The 15,684-nt window shown below is 50.1% G+C and carries 12 protein-coding genes; 2 read left to right on the forward strand and 10 right to left on the reverse strand.

Going from position 1 to position 15,684, the window contains the following annotated elements; genetic code table 11:
* Positions 1 to 114: 114 nt before the first annotated feature.
* The 3 genes from Q7T66_RS12695 to Q7T66_RS12705 form a co-directional block, all read right to left on the reverse strand.
* Complete coding sequence (locus Q7T66_RS12695) at positions 115 to 1,443, reverse strand: cyclopropane-fatty-acyl-phospholipid synthase family protein (protein WP_304933676.1); 1,329 nt, start codon at positions 1,441 to 1,443, stop codon at positions 115 to 117.
* Positions 1,444 to 1,830: 387 nt separating this feature from the next.
* A complete protein-coding gene (locus tag Q7T66_RS12700; RefSeq protein WP_304933677.1) occupies positions 1,831 to 2,196 on the reverse strand; it encodes a hypothetical protein in 366 nt (121 codons plus the stop codon).
* A gap of 51 nt (positions 2,197 to 2,247) precedes the next feature.
* Positions 2,248 to 2,562: a hypothetical protein gene (locus Q7T66_RS12705; protein ID WP_304933678.1), complete on the reverse strand. Its 315-nt coding sequence runs from the start codon at positions 2,560 to 2,562 to the stop codon at positions 2,248 to 2,250.
* Positions 2,563 to 3,130: 568 nt separating this feature from the next.
* Between Q7T66_RS12705 and Q7T66_RS12710 the strand changes: the two genes are divergently transcribed.
* Entirely contained in the window at positions 3,131 to 5,776 is a 2,646-nt protein-coding gene (locus tag Q7T66_RS12710) for an EAL domain-containing protein (RefSeq protein ID WP_304933679.1), read from the forward strand.
* A gap of 198 nt (positions 5,777 to 5,974) precedes the next feature.
* On the forward strand, positions 5,975 to 6,766 hold the full coding sequence (locus tag Q7T66_RS12715) for a hydroxymethylpyrimidine/phosphomethylpyrimidine kinase (RefSeq protein ID WP_304933680.1): 792 nt from the start codon (positions 5,975 to 5,977) through the stop codon (positions 6,764 to 6,766).
* 91 nt (positions 6,767 to 6,857) lie between these two features.
* On the opposite strand, the gene Q7T66_RS12720 is transcribed toward Q7T66_RS12715, so the two are convergent.
* The 7 genes from Q7T66_RS12720 to Q7T66_RS12750 form a co-directional block, all read right to left on the reverse strand.
* A complete protein-coding gene (locus tag Q7T66_RS12720) occupies positions 6,858 to 7,754 on the reverse strand; it encodes a radical SAM protein (RefSeq protein ID WP_304933681.1) in 897 nt (298 codons plus the stop codon).
* Between the two features lie 45 nt (positions 7,755 to 7,799).
* Positions 7,800 to 8,687 (reverse strand): hypothetical protein, encoded by an 888-nt coding sequence (locus Q7T66_RS12725; protein WP_304933682.1) that lies wholly within the window; start codon positions 8,685 to 8,687, stop codon positions 7,800 to 7,802.
* Positions 8,688 to 8,694: 7 nt separating this feature from the next.
* Positions 8,695 to 9,777: a methyltransferase gene (locus Q7T66_RS12730; protein ID WP_304933683.1), complete on the reverse strand. Its 1,083-nt coding sequence runs from the start codon at positions 9,775 to 9,777 to the stop codon at positions 8,695 to 8,697.
* Entirely contained in the window at positions 9,774 to 10,415 is a 642-nt protein-coding gene (locus Q7T66_RS12735; RefSeq protein WP_304933684.1) for a hypothetical protein, read from the reverse strand. The genes Q7T66_RS12730 and Q7T66_RS12735 overlap by 4 nt, the downstream gene beginning before the upstream one ends.
* 11 nt (positions 10,416 to 10,426) lie before the next feature.
* Positions 10,427 to 11,332, reverse strand: a complete 906-nt coding sequence (locus Q7T66_RS12740; protein ID WP_304933685.1) for an efflux RND transporter periplasmic adaptor subunit — start codon at positions 11,330 to 11,332, stop codon at positions 10,427 to 10,429.
* Between the two features lie 74 nt (positions 11,333 to 11,406).
* The gene (locus Q7T66_RS12745; protein WP_304933686.1) at positions 11,407 to 13,533 is read right to left on the reverse strand and encodes a preprotein translocase subunit SecA; all 2,127 of its coding nucleotides are present in this window, start codon (positions 13,531 to 13,533) and stop codon (positions 11,407 to 11,409) included.
* Positions 13,526 to 15,676 (reverse strand): HlyD family efflux transporter periplasmic adaptor subunit, encoded by a 2,151-nt coding sequence (locus tag Q7T66_RS12750; protein WP_304933687.1) that lies wholly within the window; start codon positions 15,674 to 15,676, stop codon positions 13,526 to 13,528. The genes Q7T66_RS12745 and Q7T66_RS12750 overlap by 8 nt, the downstream gene beginning before the upstream one ends.
* Between the last annotated feature and the right edge of the window lie 8 nt (positions 15,677 to 15,684).

Here is a 15,684-nt window from a genome sequence, read left to right on the forward strand (position 1 = left end):
TTTTCAGAATTTGATCTTGATCAAATCTGCAGCAGACCAATGAAAAATATCGTCGCGCTTAGAAAAACTGCTCAGCTCTTCATTTTTACTGAAACTGCGTAAGCGTCACTAGCGCTATGCGTAGATATCACTACGCGTCAGCGGTACAGCAGGTTTAGCGCCACCAGGTTTGGACGCGAGTATCTGATAAATTCCGGTGCCGCCTGATTCAAATTCCAATGCACACGCGGCCATATAGAGGCGCCAGACACGATATGCCGATTCGCTGACGTATTCCAACGCTTCTTCGCGTCGTTCTTCCAAGCGACTGACCCAATGTCTGAGCGTCAGCGCATAGTGCGGACGCAGCGCTTCTACATCATGGATTTCAAAACCTGTTTGTTCCATCCTGCGTTGAATATTACTGATCGTATCCAGCTCGCCATCAGGGAAGACATAACGATTGATGAACTCGGTATCGACTGTGCGTTGCCAGCCTTCTTCATCGTGCGTGATGCCGTGATTGAGGAATAGACCGCCGGGACGCAGCACGCGCTTGATGGTGGCGTTATACACGGGAAGATTCGCCAGACCTACATGCTCAAACATACCGATGCTGGATACTTTATCGTAGACAGCCTCGCCTTCCAGATCACGATAATCGCGTAACTCTACCGTCACCAGATCGCTCAAGCCTTCTGCTGCGATACGTGCCTGCGCATACTCGTACTGCTTTTGGCTCAGCGTGATGCCATGCGCACGCACACCGTAATGACGCGCGGCCCAACACACCATGGCACCCCAACCGCAACCTACGTCGAGCAAACGTTCGCCTGGTGAGAGTCGCAGCTTGCGGCAGATATGGCCGAGTTTATGCTCCTGCGCATGCTCTAGCGTGTCGTCTTCAGACTCGAAGTAAGCGCATGAATACACCATCTCTTTATCGAGCCACAATTTATAAAACAGATTTGATACATCGTAGTGAAAAGCGATCGCCGCTTGATCGCTGCCTTTTGAATGTCTATGCGAAAAGCCACCTGCATCAAATGGGGTATTAGCGAGATTCTTTGGTTTTGCCGGCAAGCGCCACGCGTCGCGCAATAAAGCCCAACGCACGCCTAGCGAAAAATTAAAAGTTTGGAAGTACTGTTTCAGTCCCAGCGCAGCATACAAATCACCTTCGACATCAATCAAGCCGTTGATATACGCATCGGCAAGCGGCAACGGACTGCGCCCAAATATGAGCTTGCGCAAGACCACTGGATCTCTCAGCAATAGCGTAAATTTTGGTGTGGTGATCTCGATGTGATGCAGTTGATCACCGAGCAAACGTAGTGTGGTCGCCCCCGGGAAATCGCGCAATAAATGCTTCAATATCCGCAATGCCGCATCTGCCTGTCCCGCCTCAACCGCATTGGATGACAGGAAGGAACCGCTAACCACATTATTGTTTCTATCGTTCATTGCTGGCCCTATCTTGAAAACTCTGACGGGTTGCCCTTGCAAGAAAGTCGATAGGGCAAAGTAAAACTGCGCGCAACAAGCTTCCGATACGCGAGGCGCATCAGAATTATTGGGCGATTATCTAAAAAAGAAATTGTGCTGCAGTTGCGTCCTTACACACGACGACAACGATCCTGGCATATGAGATGCAAAGGCGCGAGCTTGATGAAAATGCGCATCAGATTGCATGTAACTTTCCTCATACTTTAAAAGTAGAAAAAACCGTTACGTCTATCTAGAACGACTTAAATTTTTACAGAAATAATACAGAAAATCAGACATCCAAACATGATGATACAACTTCGCATTAGCGATGTGTATCACCATGTTTCTATGAAAAAGGCAGAATTACTTGGCGTTAGTGTCTATGTCGAGCAGGCACTCACGGCCTTTTTGGGTAATCTCAAAACCGCTGCTTCCTTCTTGAGCCGCGATGTGCCCTTTCTTGCCGAGGAAGGTGGCGACATCAGATTTCAGCGCAGCGTTTGAATCATTGGAGATTGCACGCAGGCCTTCAATGCAGCTCTTAACAAACAAGGTCTGCTTGCCTTTATCGGTCAAACCGAGGCTGCCATCTTTTGCATAAGCAATATATTTCAAACCCGTCAGACGCTTGGTATTACGCGCCACGCAGGCAGATGGTCGTGCATGCTTGATGCCTGCGACTATCTGCTGCAACGCGTCAAATTCATCTGTCGTTAAATCCCCACCCATACACACTTCCTGTCTTTAATATCTATGATTCCCGCAGCCAAATGGCGACGTTTAAAATCGTGGCAAATCGGCCAAAGTACGGCCAGGTACATCGTGATCTATCGTGTCGATATCTTCAATGCCATGTTCGGGTATGACGATATGCACTCGCGGTCCGAGCACCATTTCGTTGCCGACCTTGAATGCTGTCGCCACTTCATCGCCAAAATGCAGCGCATCGACCACCAAGCTGACATCTTGCTCCAACACAACGGCCTCCCAACCCGGAGAACCATCGCCCTTGCGATGTCCGCGCCCCCAACGCACCATTTCTACTTTGTCGCCTGCCTCGTTAAATCGCACTGCTTCAATCAAATGAACTGACATCAATCTCTCCGAAAAAAAATTGCCGACTTTTCCGCCCTCATGGTACGCGCCCTACCCATTCCCAGCAAGGCACACAGGTATTCATTAGTGAAGAAGACATTCCGCTCAACAGGCCTAAGCAAGACTGTAATTCACATATCAATATATTAACAATGTGCACTTTTCATCAAGAAATTTGTTAATTCTTAAAATAAAAAACTACGTGGCGATGACGTTTGAAGAGGTTTTAGCCACGAAGATCACTCAGGAATTTTCCTTAATTTGAAGCAACTTTGGCTATTTGTTAATTCTGGCTGCGTCAGCGTATTCATATCCCATATTTATGGGATGTAGAACCTTGAAGCGAATGACTAGACTAGACAAAAAAGCGGCTGGATTTATAAACACACGGATGTAATCAATAACACATAAGAAACCATCCCATTTTGACATTTCAGCCTACATTTCCCGGCATCAATTCAACAAATGTTGATAGCGTTATTGCTCGTTAGTCCTGCCTTTTAGAGAGCCGCACTCGTTTGCCATTTATATGCTTGGGAAAATTTCAGGAACTCATACACGCAGCAGAATGACAAGGGGCAGCTACGTTCGGCGCAATATTCGTTTCATGATTCTGTGGCCTTTGGCTGCAGTGCTGCTGACGCTTCTGCTGTGGGGCGTCATGTTATCAAAACTCGCGAGCGACAAGAAACAACTGGAAGAAAATGCGCTGAGAAAATCAGCCGCCATCTCAAAAGCGTATGCGCAATATTTAACGAGAACTGTTGAGCAATTAGACCTTCTAGCCAGGCAAATAAAATTTGGTTGGGAAAAATCCAATGGTTCATTGAGCTTTGAAAGAATGAACCTGGAAGGCGCGCTCAACGTTCCTCGATTTGGCTCAGCTGCAATTTATGATGAGAACGGTATCCCGGTTACAGGAACCATTCCATTAGGGAAGAAAGTTGGCGTCGCTGACCGGGAATACTTTCAATTTCACAAAAACTTCAAGTCAGAATCTTTACGTATCGGTACGCCGACTATCGGACGTCTAAGCGGCAAGAAAATCATCCAGGTAACACTGCGTATCGAAAAGGATGGCGGCAAATTTGGCGGCGTATTGGTGATGGGTGTTCCACCAGAATTCTTTACTCTTTTTTCAGATGATCAAGTGTTGGGTGAAAACGGCATCCTCGCCTTCATAGGTGACGATGGCATTGAGCGCATGTCCAAAGTCGGGAACGAACAACGTGATAGTTCGCCTCTCTCTGCGCAAAAATTTGATCCGAATATTGATACCAGAAACGTCTATCTTTTCCCTGATGGGAAAACTCGTTTTATCTCTACGCACACCTTAAACGGCTATCCATTTTTCGCGTTGGTTGGGTTGGATCAGCAAGACGTCATGCAGCCGTATCAACGTAATCTTGTGATGTACCGCAAGATTGGTATCGTTGGCAGCATCGTTATTTTTCTGTTCGCATTCATCGCGATGTGGATGTCGATGCGCCTGGCATGGCGCAATCATCAGGCAAAAACCATACGTGAAACATATCGCCTCGCGACCGAAGGCGGCAATGAAGGGTTTTACATTTTGCTTTCCGAGCAGGATAAAAATGGTTTCATCACCGATTTTATGGTGGTGGATTGCAATGAAAAAGGCGCGTCATTTTTCGGTTTACCCAAAGAGAAATTTCTGGGTGCCAAAGTATCTGATTACTACTCCGGCGAATATTTTGAGCGTGTGATGAATACGTATCGCCTCGGCATGGAAAACGGGTTTTACGAAGATGACTATCGCATTCCGGAAGGTAGTCCAATCAAGGCAGAATGGGTAAAACGCAAATTCGTTCGCGCCGATAAAGGCCTTGCTATTACCTTGCGCGACATAAGCGAATCCAAACGCTATGAACGCGAAATGTCTCGCTTGGCAACAGAAGATGCGCTCACAACTTTACCGAATCGGCACTGGTTGATGAATTATCTGCCGGCCGCACTGGCTACCGCACAAGCAAATAAATCGATGCTGGCTGTGCTCTTCATCGATCTGGATGACTTCAAGAACGTCAACGACACGCTGGGTCATTCGGCCGGAGATCAATTATTGTGCGCAGTCGCTGCCCGCTTGAAATCCGTGGTGCGTTCGACCGACAAGGTCATTCGACTTGGCGGAGATGAATTTACGGTAGTGCTGGAGGCAATACATAACGAGGAAGAAGTTGCGCACATTGCATTGACGATCAATCAGGTATTACATGAGCCGTTCGAGCTTACACGCGATACGACGCCAAAGAAAAACAAGGTAGGTGGCTCTATCGGCATCGCCTTGTTCCCACGCGATGGGCACGATGTGGAAACACTCTTGAAGAATGCAGACATCGCCATGTATGCAGCAAAGATAAACCGCAAGGGCGAATTCCGTTTCTACGATCGCATGCTGTATGAAAATATCAAGCAACGCCTGGATACAGAACAAGATTTAGCGCACGCTATTCGCGAAGATCAGTTCGAACTTTATTTCCAGCCGCGCGTTGCCACGCCAACCGGCACATTAACCGGTATGGAAGCCCTGATCCGATGGCAGCATCCGACGCGAGGTTTGCTAAAAGCCACCGACTTTATAGAGTTGGCGGAAGAAAGCGGAATGATCAATGCGATAGGCGAAATCGTCATTGATAAAGTGTGTGCGCAAATTGCCGTATGGCTGGCACAAGGCATTAAAACTTTACCGATTTCAGTGAATGTTTCTGCACATCAGTTCAATGATGGCAAGGTCAAGAACCTGATCGCTGCATGTCTGAGCAAACATGCAATCCCTGCATCGCTACTTGAAATCGAGCTGACCGAATCCGCGATGATGCAAAATACCGGCGATATTTTCGATGAGATATCCGCCATTAACAAGATGGGCATCACGATGTATGTGGATGATTTTGGTTCGGGATATTCATCGTTGTCGCTATTGCAGCGAATTGATATGGATGTCCTCAAAGTCCATCAGGCATTTACTGCGCAACTGGGCGTCACCAAGGACGGAGAAATTTTCTTCACCGCGATCTTCTCTATGGCCAAGGCGTTGAATATGCGCGTGGTTGCTGAAGGCGTTGAAACAGCAGCTCAGTTGCAGATACTGCAAACCCTTGCTTGCGATGAAGTACAAGGATGTTATATCTCTGAAGCACTACCGGCAGCGGATGTTCCTGCCTTTATTGCAAAACACCATCTTTTTCCTTGAGCCCCCTCAAGGACGTTCAATCCAACTCCAAACAGTGCGCCTTCTTGGTCCGCTGAAAGCACAAGCCCTAACCTTCCATATGAATCATATAGGGCTTTATAATGTTGGCCGTGGCAGCCTCCTTTATTCTGCCCGCTTCATCATTTTTCCTGCATTTGCTGCAAGCGATGCGCTCTTGTTAAAGAATAATTTTGCACCATGACTAATCCACGCCCTATCGTTCTCTGTCTCTCCGGCCACGACCCAAGCGGTGGCGCAGGTCTGCAAGCCGATATCGAAGCATTGATGGCACAAGGCTGCCATGCAGCACCGACGGTTACCGCATTGACCGTGCAGAACTCGGTTGATGTCTCGGATTTCCGCGTACTGGATTCCGAATGGGTATTGGCACAAGCCGATGCCGTCATTACTGATTTAACCGTAGCAGGGATCAAGCTTGGCATGCTTGGCTCAGTCAAGATGGTCGATACCGTTGTACAAATTTTGCAGCGCCTGCCAAACGTACCGATTGTGTGCGACCCCGTATTGCGCGCTGGCGGTGGCGGTGCGCTCGGCAAGGATGAGGTCGGCTACGCGATGCGCGAACGCTTGCTGCCGCTCGCTACTATCGCAACACCAAACTTGCCTGAGGCACGTATCCTGGCAGAACTGCCGAACGGCACACCGGATGAATGCGCTGCAAAGTTACTCCCGTTTTGCCAGCACTTGCTAATCACAGGTGGCCACGGCGATGAACACGAAGTCCACAACCGCCTGTATTCACGCGACGGCAGCACCAGCACTTTCACCTGCGACCGACTACCAGGTAGCTATCACGGCTCTGGTTGCACGCTTGCCAGCGCGTTGGCTGGCCGCCTGGCACTTGGCGAAGATATCTTGACCGCAGTGGAAACAGCATTGACTTACACATGGCGCACCTTGCGCGATGCAGATAGACCGGGGAAAGGCCAGCACTTCCCACGTCGCTTGCCACTGGATTTTTGTGCTTGATATGCAGTAGCTGATTACTAACTGACCGAAACAAAAAAGCCTGACGATTTTTCGTCAGGCTTTTTTGTTGTGCTGCTGCGCCGCAAATAATTTAAGCAAGCGGCGACAACTCTTCCTTGTGCCAGCCAAACTTCTTCACATAAGCCGTATTCAATCCCAGGCATTGTTTGGAACTGCATTGGTCGCGATGTACGCATTGATAAAAACCATTACGCATGAATTCGGTCCAGAACGCATCATCGATATATAACTCAGGCTGATCGTTATACAAAGCTGCGCGATCGCTACCAAGCAGACACTCGGGGAAGTTTTTAACTTCTATACCGCGACCGACTGCTTGCGCATCCGCTATCGCCTGTTTTAACAAAGGCAGCGCAGCGATGTGAGATGCGACCAAATTCTTGTCGTCGCTCTCGCTCATTGGAAAATAAAACCAGAATTCCATCTGCGCCAATTGCTTCAGATGCGCCAGCCGTTCCACCAGTTGCGGTAGTTGGCGATAGCTCCGCTCCGTAACGACGGTGTTGGTGATGGTAACGACGTCCGGAATCTTGTCTAGTATCTCGAGTCCGCGCATGGTCTTATCGAAGGAACCGTGGACAGTCGTGATGCCATCATGCGTGGCGGCATCTGCACCTGCGACACTGATAAAGAATTCATTCACGCCGGCATCGACCAGTTCGGCGCAATAACTTTCGCTACCGAGACGCATGCCATGCGTCTGGATACGGACTTTTTCGAAGCCGGAATTACGCGCCATGCGCACCCATTCAGGCAAGTCGCGGTGCAATGTGATTTCGGAACCGGTCAGGATCAAACCTTTCCATTTTCTATGCATACCGTTTTGCGCAAGCAATGCATGCAACTGCTCAGTCGTCTGTGGCTTGAGCCTATCCATGGTGTCTTCGATCATGCAATGGACGCACTTCAGGTTGCACCTGAATTCCATCGTCATCGAGACATACTGCCTGTGATCAAAACAGCCCATGTGGGTCCTTGTTATTTCGCGGATTGCGCGAGTAATCAGCCGCGCTCAAAACACACCATAGTATGCGCTCTTCAATACCTTGACGACGCCATTTTCCATACGGTAATCGATACCTACGTCGTACAGCAAATGATCCAGCCCGGCCCGGTGGTGCTCCGCAAAAGCAATCTGCTCTGGCGGGAACTGCATTTTTCGTAGAAAGAACAGCAACTGATCTATCGTAATCCTTGAAAAATACACGCCATCGTGGGTACGCTTGTTGGCTACGACGATGGTTTGGCATTCGCGCAGTTCCGGCCACAACACAGTATCGAGATCGAAATGTGCCAGATCAAGATAAACCGATGAACGCACCTTATCCACGATCTCCCGTGCCTGCGTACGCGCATCGAAGAAGAAATAAAAATTCTTCATCGTCATCGCGTCTTTTGTGAGCGCGTAGCAAATGCCGGAGGAAACCGTACTGCCGACATTCCCCATATACATCTGCAACTCATCCATCTGAGCGCCCTCATTCAATAAGGCGTGATTCAGATCGATGGAAAACATGAAGTAGTCAGATGACTCGGTTACCGTTAAATCGCAGGCTATCCATGGCTTGATGACTTGCAGCAATTGCGTAATCGAACGCGCACGCTGCTGGCGATCGTAATCGTAAAAGTACAACTCCCAACTGATCTTGCCATTCTCTTGCTTCACGCCCCATACGGTACGCGACATGCCAAATGTTTGACGAATCTCGGCAATAACTTCTGCTGCATGCGGGCCGATTGCTTCTGACGTAAACGTATTGTTCAGTAAATTGATCGAGCGCAGCTTGCCTTGAGAATTCGCGATAGGAGCGTATTCCCAAAGACAATAATCATAATAACGGTCATCCGCCGCAGTCAGTTCAAGTGGAAAATTTGTGGACGCGTTAGCAGAGGGTTTCACATGCACCTCACTTGATCGCAGTAATCAGGATGAAAGACATATCCAGCGGCACTTCAGCGACAGCAACCGAATGAAAGCCTATCGCTTCAAGTTGCGCGTGATACGCCTGCGGCGTGCGATACGATCGGAAAAACAGCATCAGCGGCAATTGCCCGTAGGCGATCTGTACATCGTTAACGCTTGCTTCAGCTCGTTCGAAAATCATCAGCGTGCCACCAATGTCCAGCGCATCATAGGCGCGACGTAAAAAATCGCCCATCTCTGCATCCGGCCAATCATGCAACATGGATTTGAACGTAATCAGATCGTAACCACGTGGCAAGGCAAGCTGCGTCGGATCACGTTTGATGAATTGAATACGAGCGGCTTCTTGTTCTTCTGCTACGTGCTTGGCACCAATATCGCAAACCAGCGGTAAGTCATACACGGCTGCGCGTAACTCTCGATGCTTGCGGCAAATGCGTAAAACAAATTCTCCGCTATTACCACCTATATCCAGCATGCGACGATACGGTGAAAAGTCGAATGCGGCGATACAAGCTTGCGCTTCGTATTTGGTCAGCGCAGTTGTGATGCGCATCCAGCGCGCTGTTTGCTCATAATTCTCTGCAGTCGGCTCAAACGCGCGTTGATATGAAAACAATTTGAAGATGCGCCCCTGCTCGGCAAACTTCGCCGGCTCCATCAACAATGCTGTCAACAAATGTAGAAAGTCCGGTGCGACTAGATTCGCAAAGTACAACTTGGCTTCCATCAAATCACGAAAGACGACAGCGGCCTTGAAACTTGCAGAAAGCTGGATGGCATCAATCTTATCCGCCATCGCCTCATCATTGCGCGTGCTTTCAATCACGCGATTCGCGCGCAACATACCCAACAATAATTGCAAGCCGCGTCTATCCAATTGCAGATCAACTGGCATTGCTTCGGACGTGCATGAAGCATGCGCGATCATGTAATCGATGACGCCCGTTTCAAATGCTGTCGACAACGCGCGTGCCCCAACCATATCAGCGAGGAAGGCATCAACACATAGATAGTCGCGCTCTTTTCCGACATGCTGATCCCAGTGCACGTCACGGATACTCATCGCGCCACCAATGATGAGGGAGATTGCGCAAGATGATCCAACACGCGCTGCACGATAGTCGCGACTGGCGCTGCGCCATCGACAATCAAGTCCGCCTGCGCGCGTACTACTTGGCGCTGCGCTTCCAGTACCTTGTGTATCGTTTCGATATAGTGGCCAAGATAATCGTTGAGCCAGCCCAAGCCGCGTTTTGCACTAGCCGCGTCTTGGCGCAACATATCGGCACTGACTTCGCGTATGCGACGTGCCAATGCAATATCGAGCGGTACATCGACCCAGACCAGCACGTCGATATTGTCAGCAGTAGCAGACCAGGCACGGCCTAAAGGCATTTCAAAAATCAGCTCTTGCATACCAGCGTTAATAGCTGAGCCATTGCGATCTGTAATCGCTTCCCCGTTACGCAAAGTGGCGATATCTTCGGCCAAGCCAGGTGCTTGTAACTGATTGAAGTCGGCACCATCAGCCAACCATTTTGCAAGCTCGTCGACGGATTGGCGCGTAGAGGTTTCATAGTCATCAAAACGCAGCGTGGCTGCATTGTTCAATGCAGATGCAAGCGCGGTAACCACTGTCGATTTGCCGCCACCTATCGGTGCAGCAATCGCAATGACTTTCCGCTGAATGCGAGCTTGCATGATGTTCGGTTTTATTTAACGAAGCGCACGTTGCAACGGATGCCGGATGGAATCTTGTTGCCCGGATTACGCAATTCCAAACGTACACCGAAGGTTCCACTGGCCGCATCAATCACACGATCAACTACCTTGACGCTAGCAACATGACTGCCGCTCACCATGGAGCCCATCGTTACTTCACCTTTCATGCCTGGTTTGATTTCGCCAAACAGTTCAACCGGCACAATGACCTCAACATTCAGAGGATCAATCTGCGCCAGTTTCAGAATTTTTTCTTGTGCGATATGATCACCTGGTGCGAGGTAACGCTCAACTACCACGCCATTTATTGGGCTGGTGATGGTGCGCAGGTTCAATACTTCCTGCTGTTGCTTGCGTTCCAGCGAGGCAAGCCGCGTTTGTGTTTCCAGCTCGTCTTTATCACTAGCGGAAATCAGATCTTTTTTGAACAACTCATCATTACGCTGCACCTTGCGTTGACCATAGGCTTCTTGCGCTGCGCGTAAGGTGACGGTCGCGGCTTCTACGGTTGAATTCAGACGCGCAACGACCTGCCCTTTCTTGACGTCTGAACCACGGTCGACCAAGACTTGACTAAGCGTACCTTCTACCGGGCTGCCCACGTTGGCTATGATGTAAGGCTCAAGCAAACACTCCATCTGATCGCCGATATTTTTGCCGCGATTACCGCTTTGCGGCATCGCTGTCGAAGCGGGCTTGGCTGCATTAGCGGCCTTGTTTGGTGTCGGAGTTGTTACCGGCGCAGCTTGTTTTGCACCCGGTGTCAGATTAGGAACCGGTGCTGGCAATGGTGCCGAAAATACCGGCTTGTCAGCGGCCACAGCCATCGATGCGAGCGCGCTCAAAATGAACCCTGCCAGGATGCTGTTCAGTCCGCTGGTGTAATGCTTTTGCATAAAGATTCCCTTGTATCTTTGTGATTCTGAAATTGATCGACTGAAAACATCGAATGATAAAAATTAAATTAAATTTATTCAGCGCGTCCAGAGAAGGACAAGATATCGCCCATCTGCTTATCCGCTTTCAACAGGCTCTTGCGTATGCGCGACTGGCTGCGTTCCGTGCGCTTTTGCGCAAAGCGTATCCACTTGGCATGCAGCATTTCCTTCTTATCGCTGAACCTGCTAACCAGACGTCGCAAGACCAGAGCCGACAAGCCATTGTTGTACGGCACCAGCAACGCATCCTCCAATGACAAGATCGCTTCAACATTGCCAGGATCGCCCTGCCTCGCGCAACGGCCGGCAATCTGTCTGTCTATGCGACCAGCCTCATGGCGCTCCGACAAAATGACATGCAAGCCGCCAAGTTCTGCTGCACCTTCACGCAATTTAATATCCGTGCCGCGTCCCGCCATATTGGTGGCGATGGTGATGCGACCGACGTGGCCAGCGTCGGCCACGATATCGGCTTCTTCACCGTCCTGTTTGGCGTTCAATACTTTGTGTGCGATGCCGCGTTCTTCCAGCTTTTGGCTCAACAACTCGGAAGAGACTACCGAACGCGTGCCAACCAGAATCGGTGCACCACGTTCATGGTGATGCAAGATGCGCTGCAGCACGCACGCCCATTTTTCTTCATCGGTAGCGAATACGCGATCTGGATGTGTCATGCGCAAGCTTGGACGATTGGTAGGTACCTTGACGACGCCCAGGCCATAGATGCTGCCAAGTTCAGCCGCAACTTCAGATGCGGTGCCGCTCATGCCGGACAAATGTTGATAACGACGGAAGAAGCGCTGGTAACTGATACGCGCCAAAGGTTCGCGACGTGCAGTGACTTCCAGCCCTTCCTTGACTTCGATCAGTTGATGCAAGCCCTGGCCCCACGAGCGATCTGCCATCACGCGGCCGGTAAATTCATCGATCACCTGGATCTTGCCATCGCGTACCAGATACTGTTCGTCGCGCGAGAACAATAACAAGGCAGTTAGCGCTTGATTGATCATCTCTTCGCGGCGCAGAGTAATACTCCATACGCCGCCGAGAGATTTACTCAAATCAATCACACGCTGATGACCTTCTTCCTGCATTTCGATACGCCGTTCGCCACGCAGAATACGATAGTGCAAACCTTCTACTAATTGATGTGCAAGATCTATCGCTTGCCCCGCGAACAAAGCTTCATCTGGCGATGAAACTTCGGCAGAAATAATTAACGGTGTACCGGCCTCATCGGCAAGCACACTGTCGGCTTCATCGACAATGGCAAAACTGAGGCCACGTAATAACAAACGGCGTATGCGGGATTTGGCTGCATCGCCACCGTAAACTTTTTCCAACTTCAAGTGTAGAGAATCAGACTGCGTGCCCAGCACGATACGGTCGCGCAGATAATCGAAAACCACAGTCTTGTTGGTGCAATACACTACATCGCAGGCATACGCCAACTGACGTTCTTCGTGGCTCATTTCAGATGTGACCGCTGCGGAAGAAATACCCAACGCGGCATACACAGGCTGCATCAATACGTGATCGCGTTCGACCAGATAGTCATTAACGGTAATCACGTGTACGGGGCGGCCAGCCAGCGCAGCGGTACAGGCTGGCAGCGTCGCTGTCAGCGTCTTGCCCTCACCGGTTTCCATCTCGGCGATCATGCCTTGTAACATGACCCAGCCACCGATCAATTGCGAATTGAAATGGCGCATGCCGTGGATACGATCGGAGGTTTCGCGCACCAATGCAAACGCATGCGCGACCAGTTCGTCCTTCATGCCTTCGCGACGTAATTTACGCGTCAGCTCGCGAGCCAGTTCGCGCAAACCTTCCGCATCAAGTTCGCGCAAAGGCGCTTCAAACGGAGCAACCTGATCGACAATTGCATACACTCGTTTCGGTCGTGCGCGTAATTTGCGGACGATAGTACCGGTCAATGCATTGCCGATGCGATCCAGCAGTTGATCGGCTTCTGGCTCGTCACGCTCTGGATAGACCTGATCAAAACGCGTCAACTGCGGACGCAACATGAACTCGATGTTAGCTCGCAGTCCATCCTTCAAGCGCTGCATCTTACTTGCTACAGGTTGATCCGGATTCGGCAGATCGCCGTTCAGTTCAGGATCGAACTCGGGAATGGTTTGTACCTGATTAGACATTGAAGGTCCTCAGGAAAATGCGACGTGCGCCTGAGTACCATTGCAAGCCGATAGGCTCAGGCTGATGTTCGAAGCGGACATAAATCCGGCTACCGAGTTTATCCATCTTGACGCCTTTGGGTAGCTGCAAATCAAGCACAAATAGTTTTTGCAAGGTTTTAGCATCGCCATCGTGTGCGGAAGGATCAAGACCAATCTTGCCGCCGCCCTGAAAACTCAAGGTCATGCTCGGCAATTTATCTGTCGCTGCCGGCACCTCACGTAACACCTTGGCTTCAATCACGGTTGAAGGTTGATCGACAGCACGCACTTCAACGCTCTGCGATCCCTTACGTACTTTGTCCGCATTCGCTTGCGGAATCACAACGCGTATTGTCGTCAATCCTTCGTCCATCACATAAGCAAGCAGTTCACCACGCTGAACAAAACGTCCCTGCATGTTCTGTACGTCAGCCATCACGAAGGTACCCGAACTAGGTGCGCGGACTTCAATTTCAGCCAAGCGTTTTTGCGCCAACTCCATCGCAACCCGCGCGTGCGCCATCTGCTGCAACAGGATGTCGGCTTGCACGCGATTGCTGGATAAGGCCGCAGTGTATTTTGCTTCGAGGCCAGACAGTTCAGCTTCCAGCACGGTGGAACGCGCAATCAGTTCAGGATCCTCACATTGAATCAACAGCTCGCCTTTTTTTACTTGTTGCCCCGGTTGCGCGACAACTTTGGTAATGAAGCCGTCAACGTTGGCACGCACCTGCGCTTCATCCGGCGCCCACACCACGCCTTCACTACGAGTGAATGACGGCGCAGGTAACCAGAATAAAATCAATGCGGCCAGCAAGACTGTTGATCCACTAATGACAAGTGCACGTGTGCGTTGTTGACGTAGCTTAGGACTATTGAATAAGTAGCCTATCTTCTTCGCAATTGGCTGTATCAACATATTAAATACCGACCACACCGCCATCAAAATACCGAACAAGAAGAACTTGCTCGCCACCAGTAGCACGATGGTAATCATCATGAACATGCGATAGAAAAAAGACGTGATGCTATAGAAGACGAACCAGCGCTCCTCACCTTTAGCTACGACCGGTGACTGCACGTCTTTTACTTCAAACAAGTAATGATTAATCAGGTAGCCAAGATAATCATTTGAGCGCTGACCGAGATTCGGAATCTCAAGATAGTCGGACAGGATGTAATAGCCGTCGTAACGCAAAAATGGATTGCCGTTAAACAGCAACGTAGAGATACCTGTGATCAAGATGATGTTGTAGGCAATCGCGCGCTCAGTACCCGGCTCCAGATAAACCCACACGATCATCGCAATCGCAGCGATAAACAATTCCGTCAACATGCCAGCCGCCCCGACCAACATCCGCCATTTCTTATCTTCAAACGCGGAGGCAGCAGATGCATCGACATATGGGATCGGCATCAATAGCAAAAGCATGACGCCCATCTCATGCACTTCGCCACCTCGCGCCTTGACAGCGAAGGCGTGACCTAACTCATGCAGAATTTTTACCAATGGAAAAAGTATCCACATCAGCAAAATATTTTCGACCGAGAACACGCGATCCAGCATGCCGCTGGAAAATGCCTTCCAATGCATTGCGGCCAGGATGATCGCAGTCACCATCGTGACGCACCACAGACCTGCGCCAAACCAGCCAAACATCGGTCGCATGAACGGCATCATGCGTTGCAAAATGCGATCGGGATCGAACAAAGGGAAACGTAGCGACATCGGATTGCCGACGTACTGTTTTACTTTTTGCTTCAGGTGTTTGCCGCGCCGTTCATGCTGCTCGCGGATATCCGGCGGTGCATCACTTTGCAATACGTCGGCTCTATGCAGATCCGACATCAGCTTGATCATCTCCGGTTGCGATGGCACTTCATCGCCCAGTTGTTCGCAGGCGATATCCCAGATCTGTTGCATCGTGCGTTCGCCATCCATCAAGCCGATGACGAGATTAGCAACTGGCGTAAAGCGATGGAAGCGACCGCTGATATGATCTTGCAGCACGTACCAGACACCACCGCGATAGACGTGTCTGTGAATTTGCGCGTGATTACGCAGGCGCGGTTTGACGTTGGCAACGCGGTACCATGATTCGCTGAATAGTGACTCTGCCATGAGCTGCG

The sequence above is a fragment of the Herminiimonas sp. genome (genome assembly GCF_030655415.1).

What these genes read in the sequence shown, in the direction of transcription:
- Q7T66_RS12720 (WP_304933681.1), bottom strand. Translation starts at nt 7,754, where the DNA reads ATGGGCTGTTTTGATCACAGGCAGTATGTCTCGATGACGATGGAATTC.
- Q7T66_RS12700 (WP_304933677.1), bottom strand. Translation starts at nt 2,196, where the DNA reads ATGGGTGGGGATTTAACGACAGATGAATTTGACGCGTTGCAGCAGATA.
- Q7T66_RS12745 (WP_304933686.1), bottom strand. Translation starts at nt 13,533, where the DNA reads ATGTCTAATCAGGTACAAACCATTCCCGAGTTCGATCCTGAACTGAAC.
- Q7T66_RS12705 (WP_304933678.1), bottom strand. Translation starts at nt 2,562, where the DNA reads ATGTCAGTTCATTTGATTGAAGCAGTGCGATTTAACGAGGCAGGCGAC.
- Q7T66_RS12715 (WP_304933680.1), top strand. Translation starts at nt 5,975, where the DNA reads ATGACTAATCCACGCCCTATCGTTCTCTGTCTCTCCGGCCACGACCCA.
- Q7T66_RS12730 (WP_304933683.1), bottom strand. Translation starts at nt 9,777, where the DNA reads ATGAGTATCCGTGACGTGCACTGGGATCAGCATGTCGGAAAAGAGCGC.
- Q7T66_RS12710 (WP_304933679.1), top strand. Translation starts at nt 3,131, where the DNA reads ATGACAAGGGGCAGCTACGTTCGGCGCAATATTCGTTTCATGATTCTG.
- Q7T66_RS12695 (WP_304933676.1), bottom strand. Translation starts at nt 1,443, where the DNA reads ATGAACGATAGAAACAATAATGTGGTTAGCGGTTCCTTCCTGTCATCC.
- Q7T66_RS12735 (WP_304933684.1), bottom strand. Translation starts at nt 10,415, where the DNA reads ATGCAAGCTCGCATTCAGCGGAAAGTCATTGCGATTGCTGCACCGATA.
- Q7T66_RS12740 (WP_304933685.1), bottom strand. Translation starts at nt 11,332, where the DNA reads ATGCAAAAGCATTACACCAGCGGACTGAACAGCATCCTGGCAGGGTTC.
- Q7T66_RS12750 (WP_304933687.1), bottom strand. Translation starts at nt 15,676, where the DNA reads ATGGCAGAGTCACTATTCAGCGAATCATGGTACCGCGTTGCCAACGTC.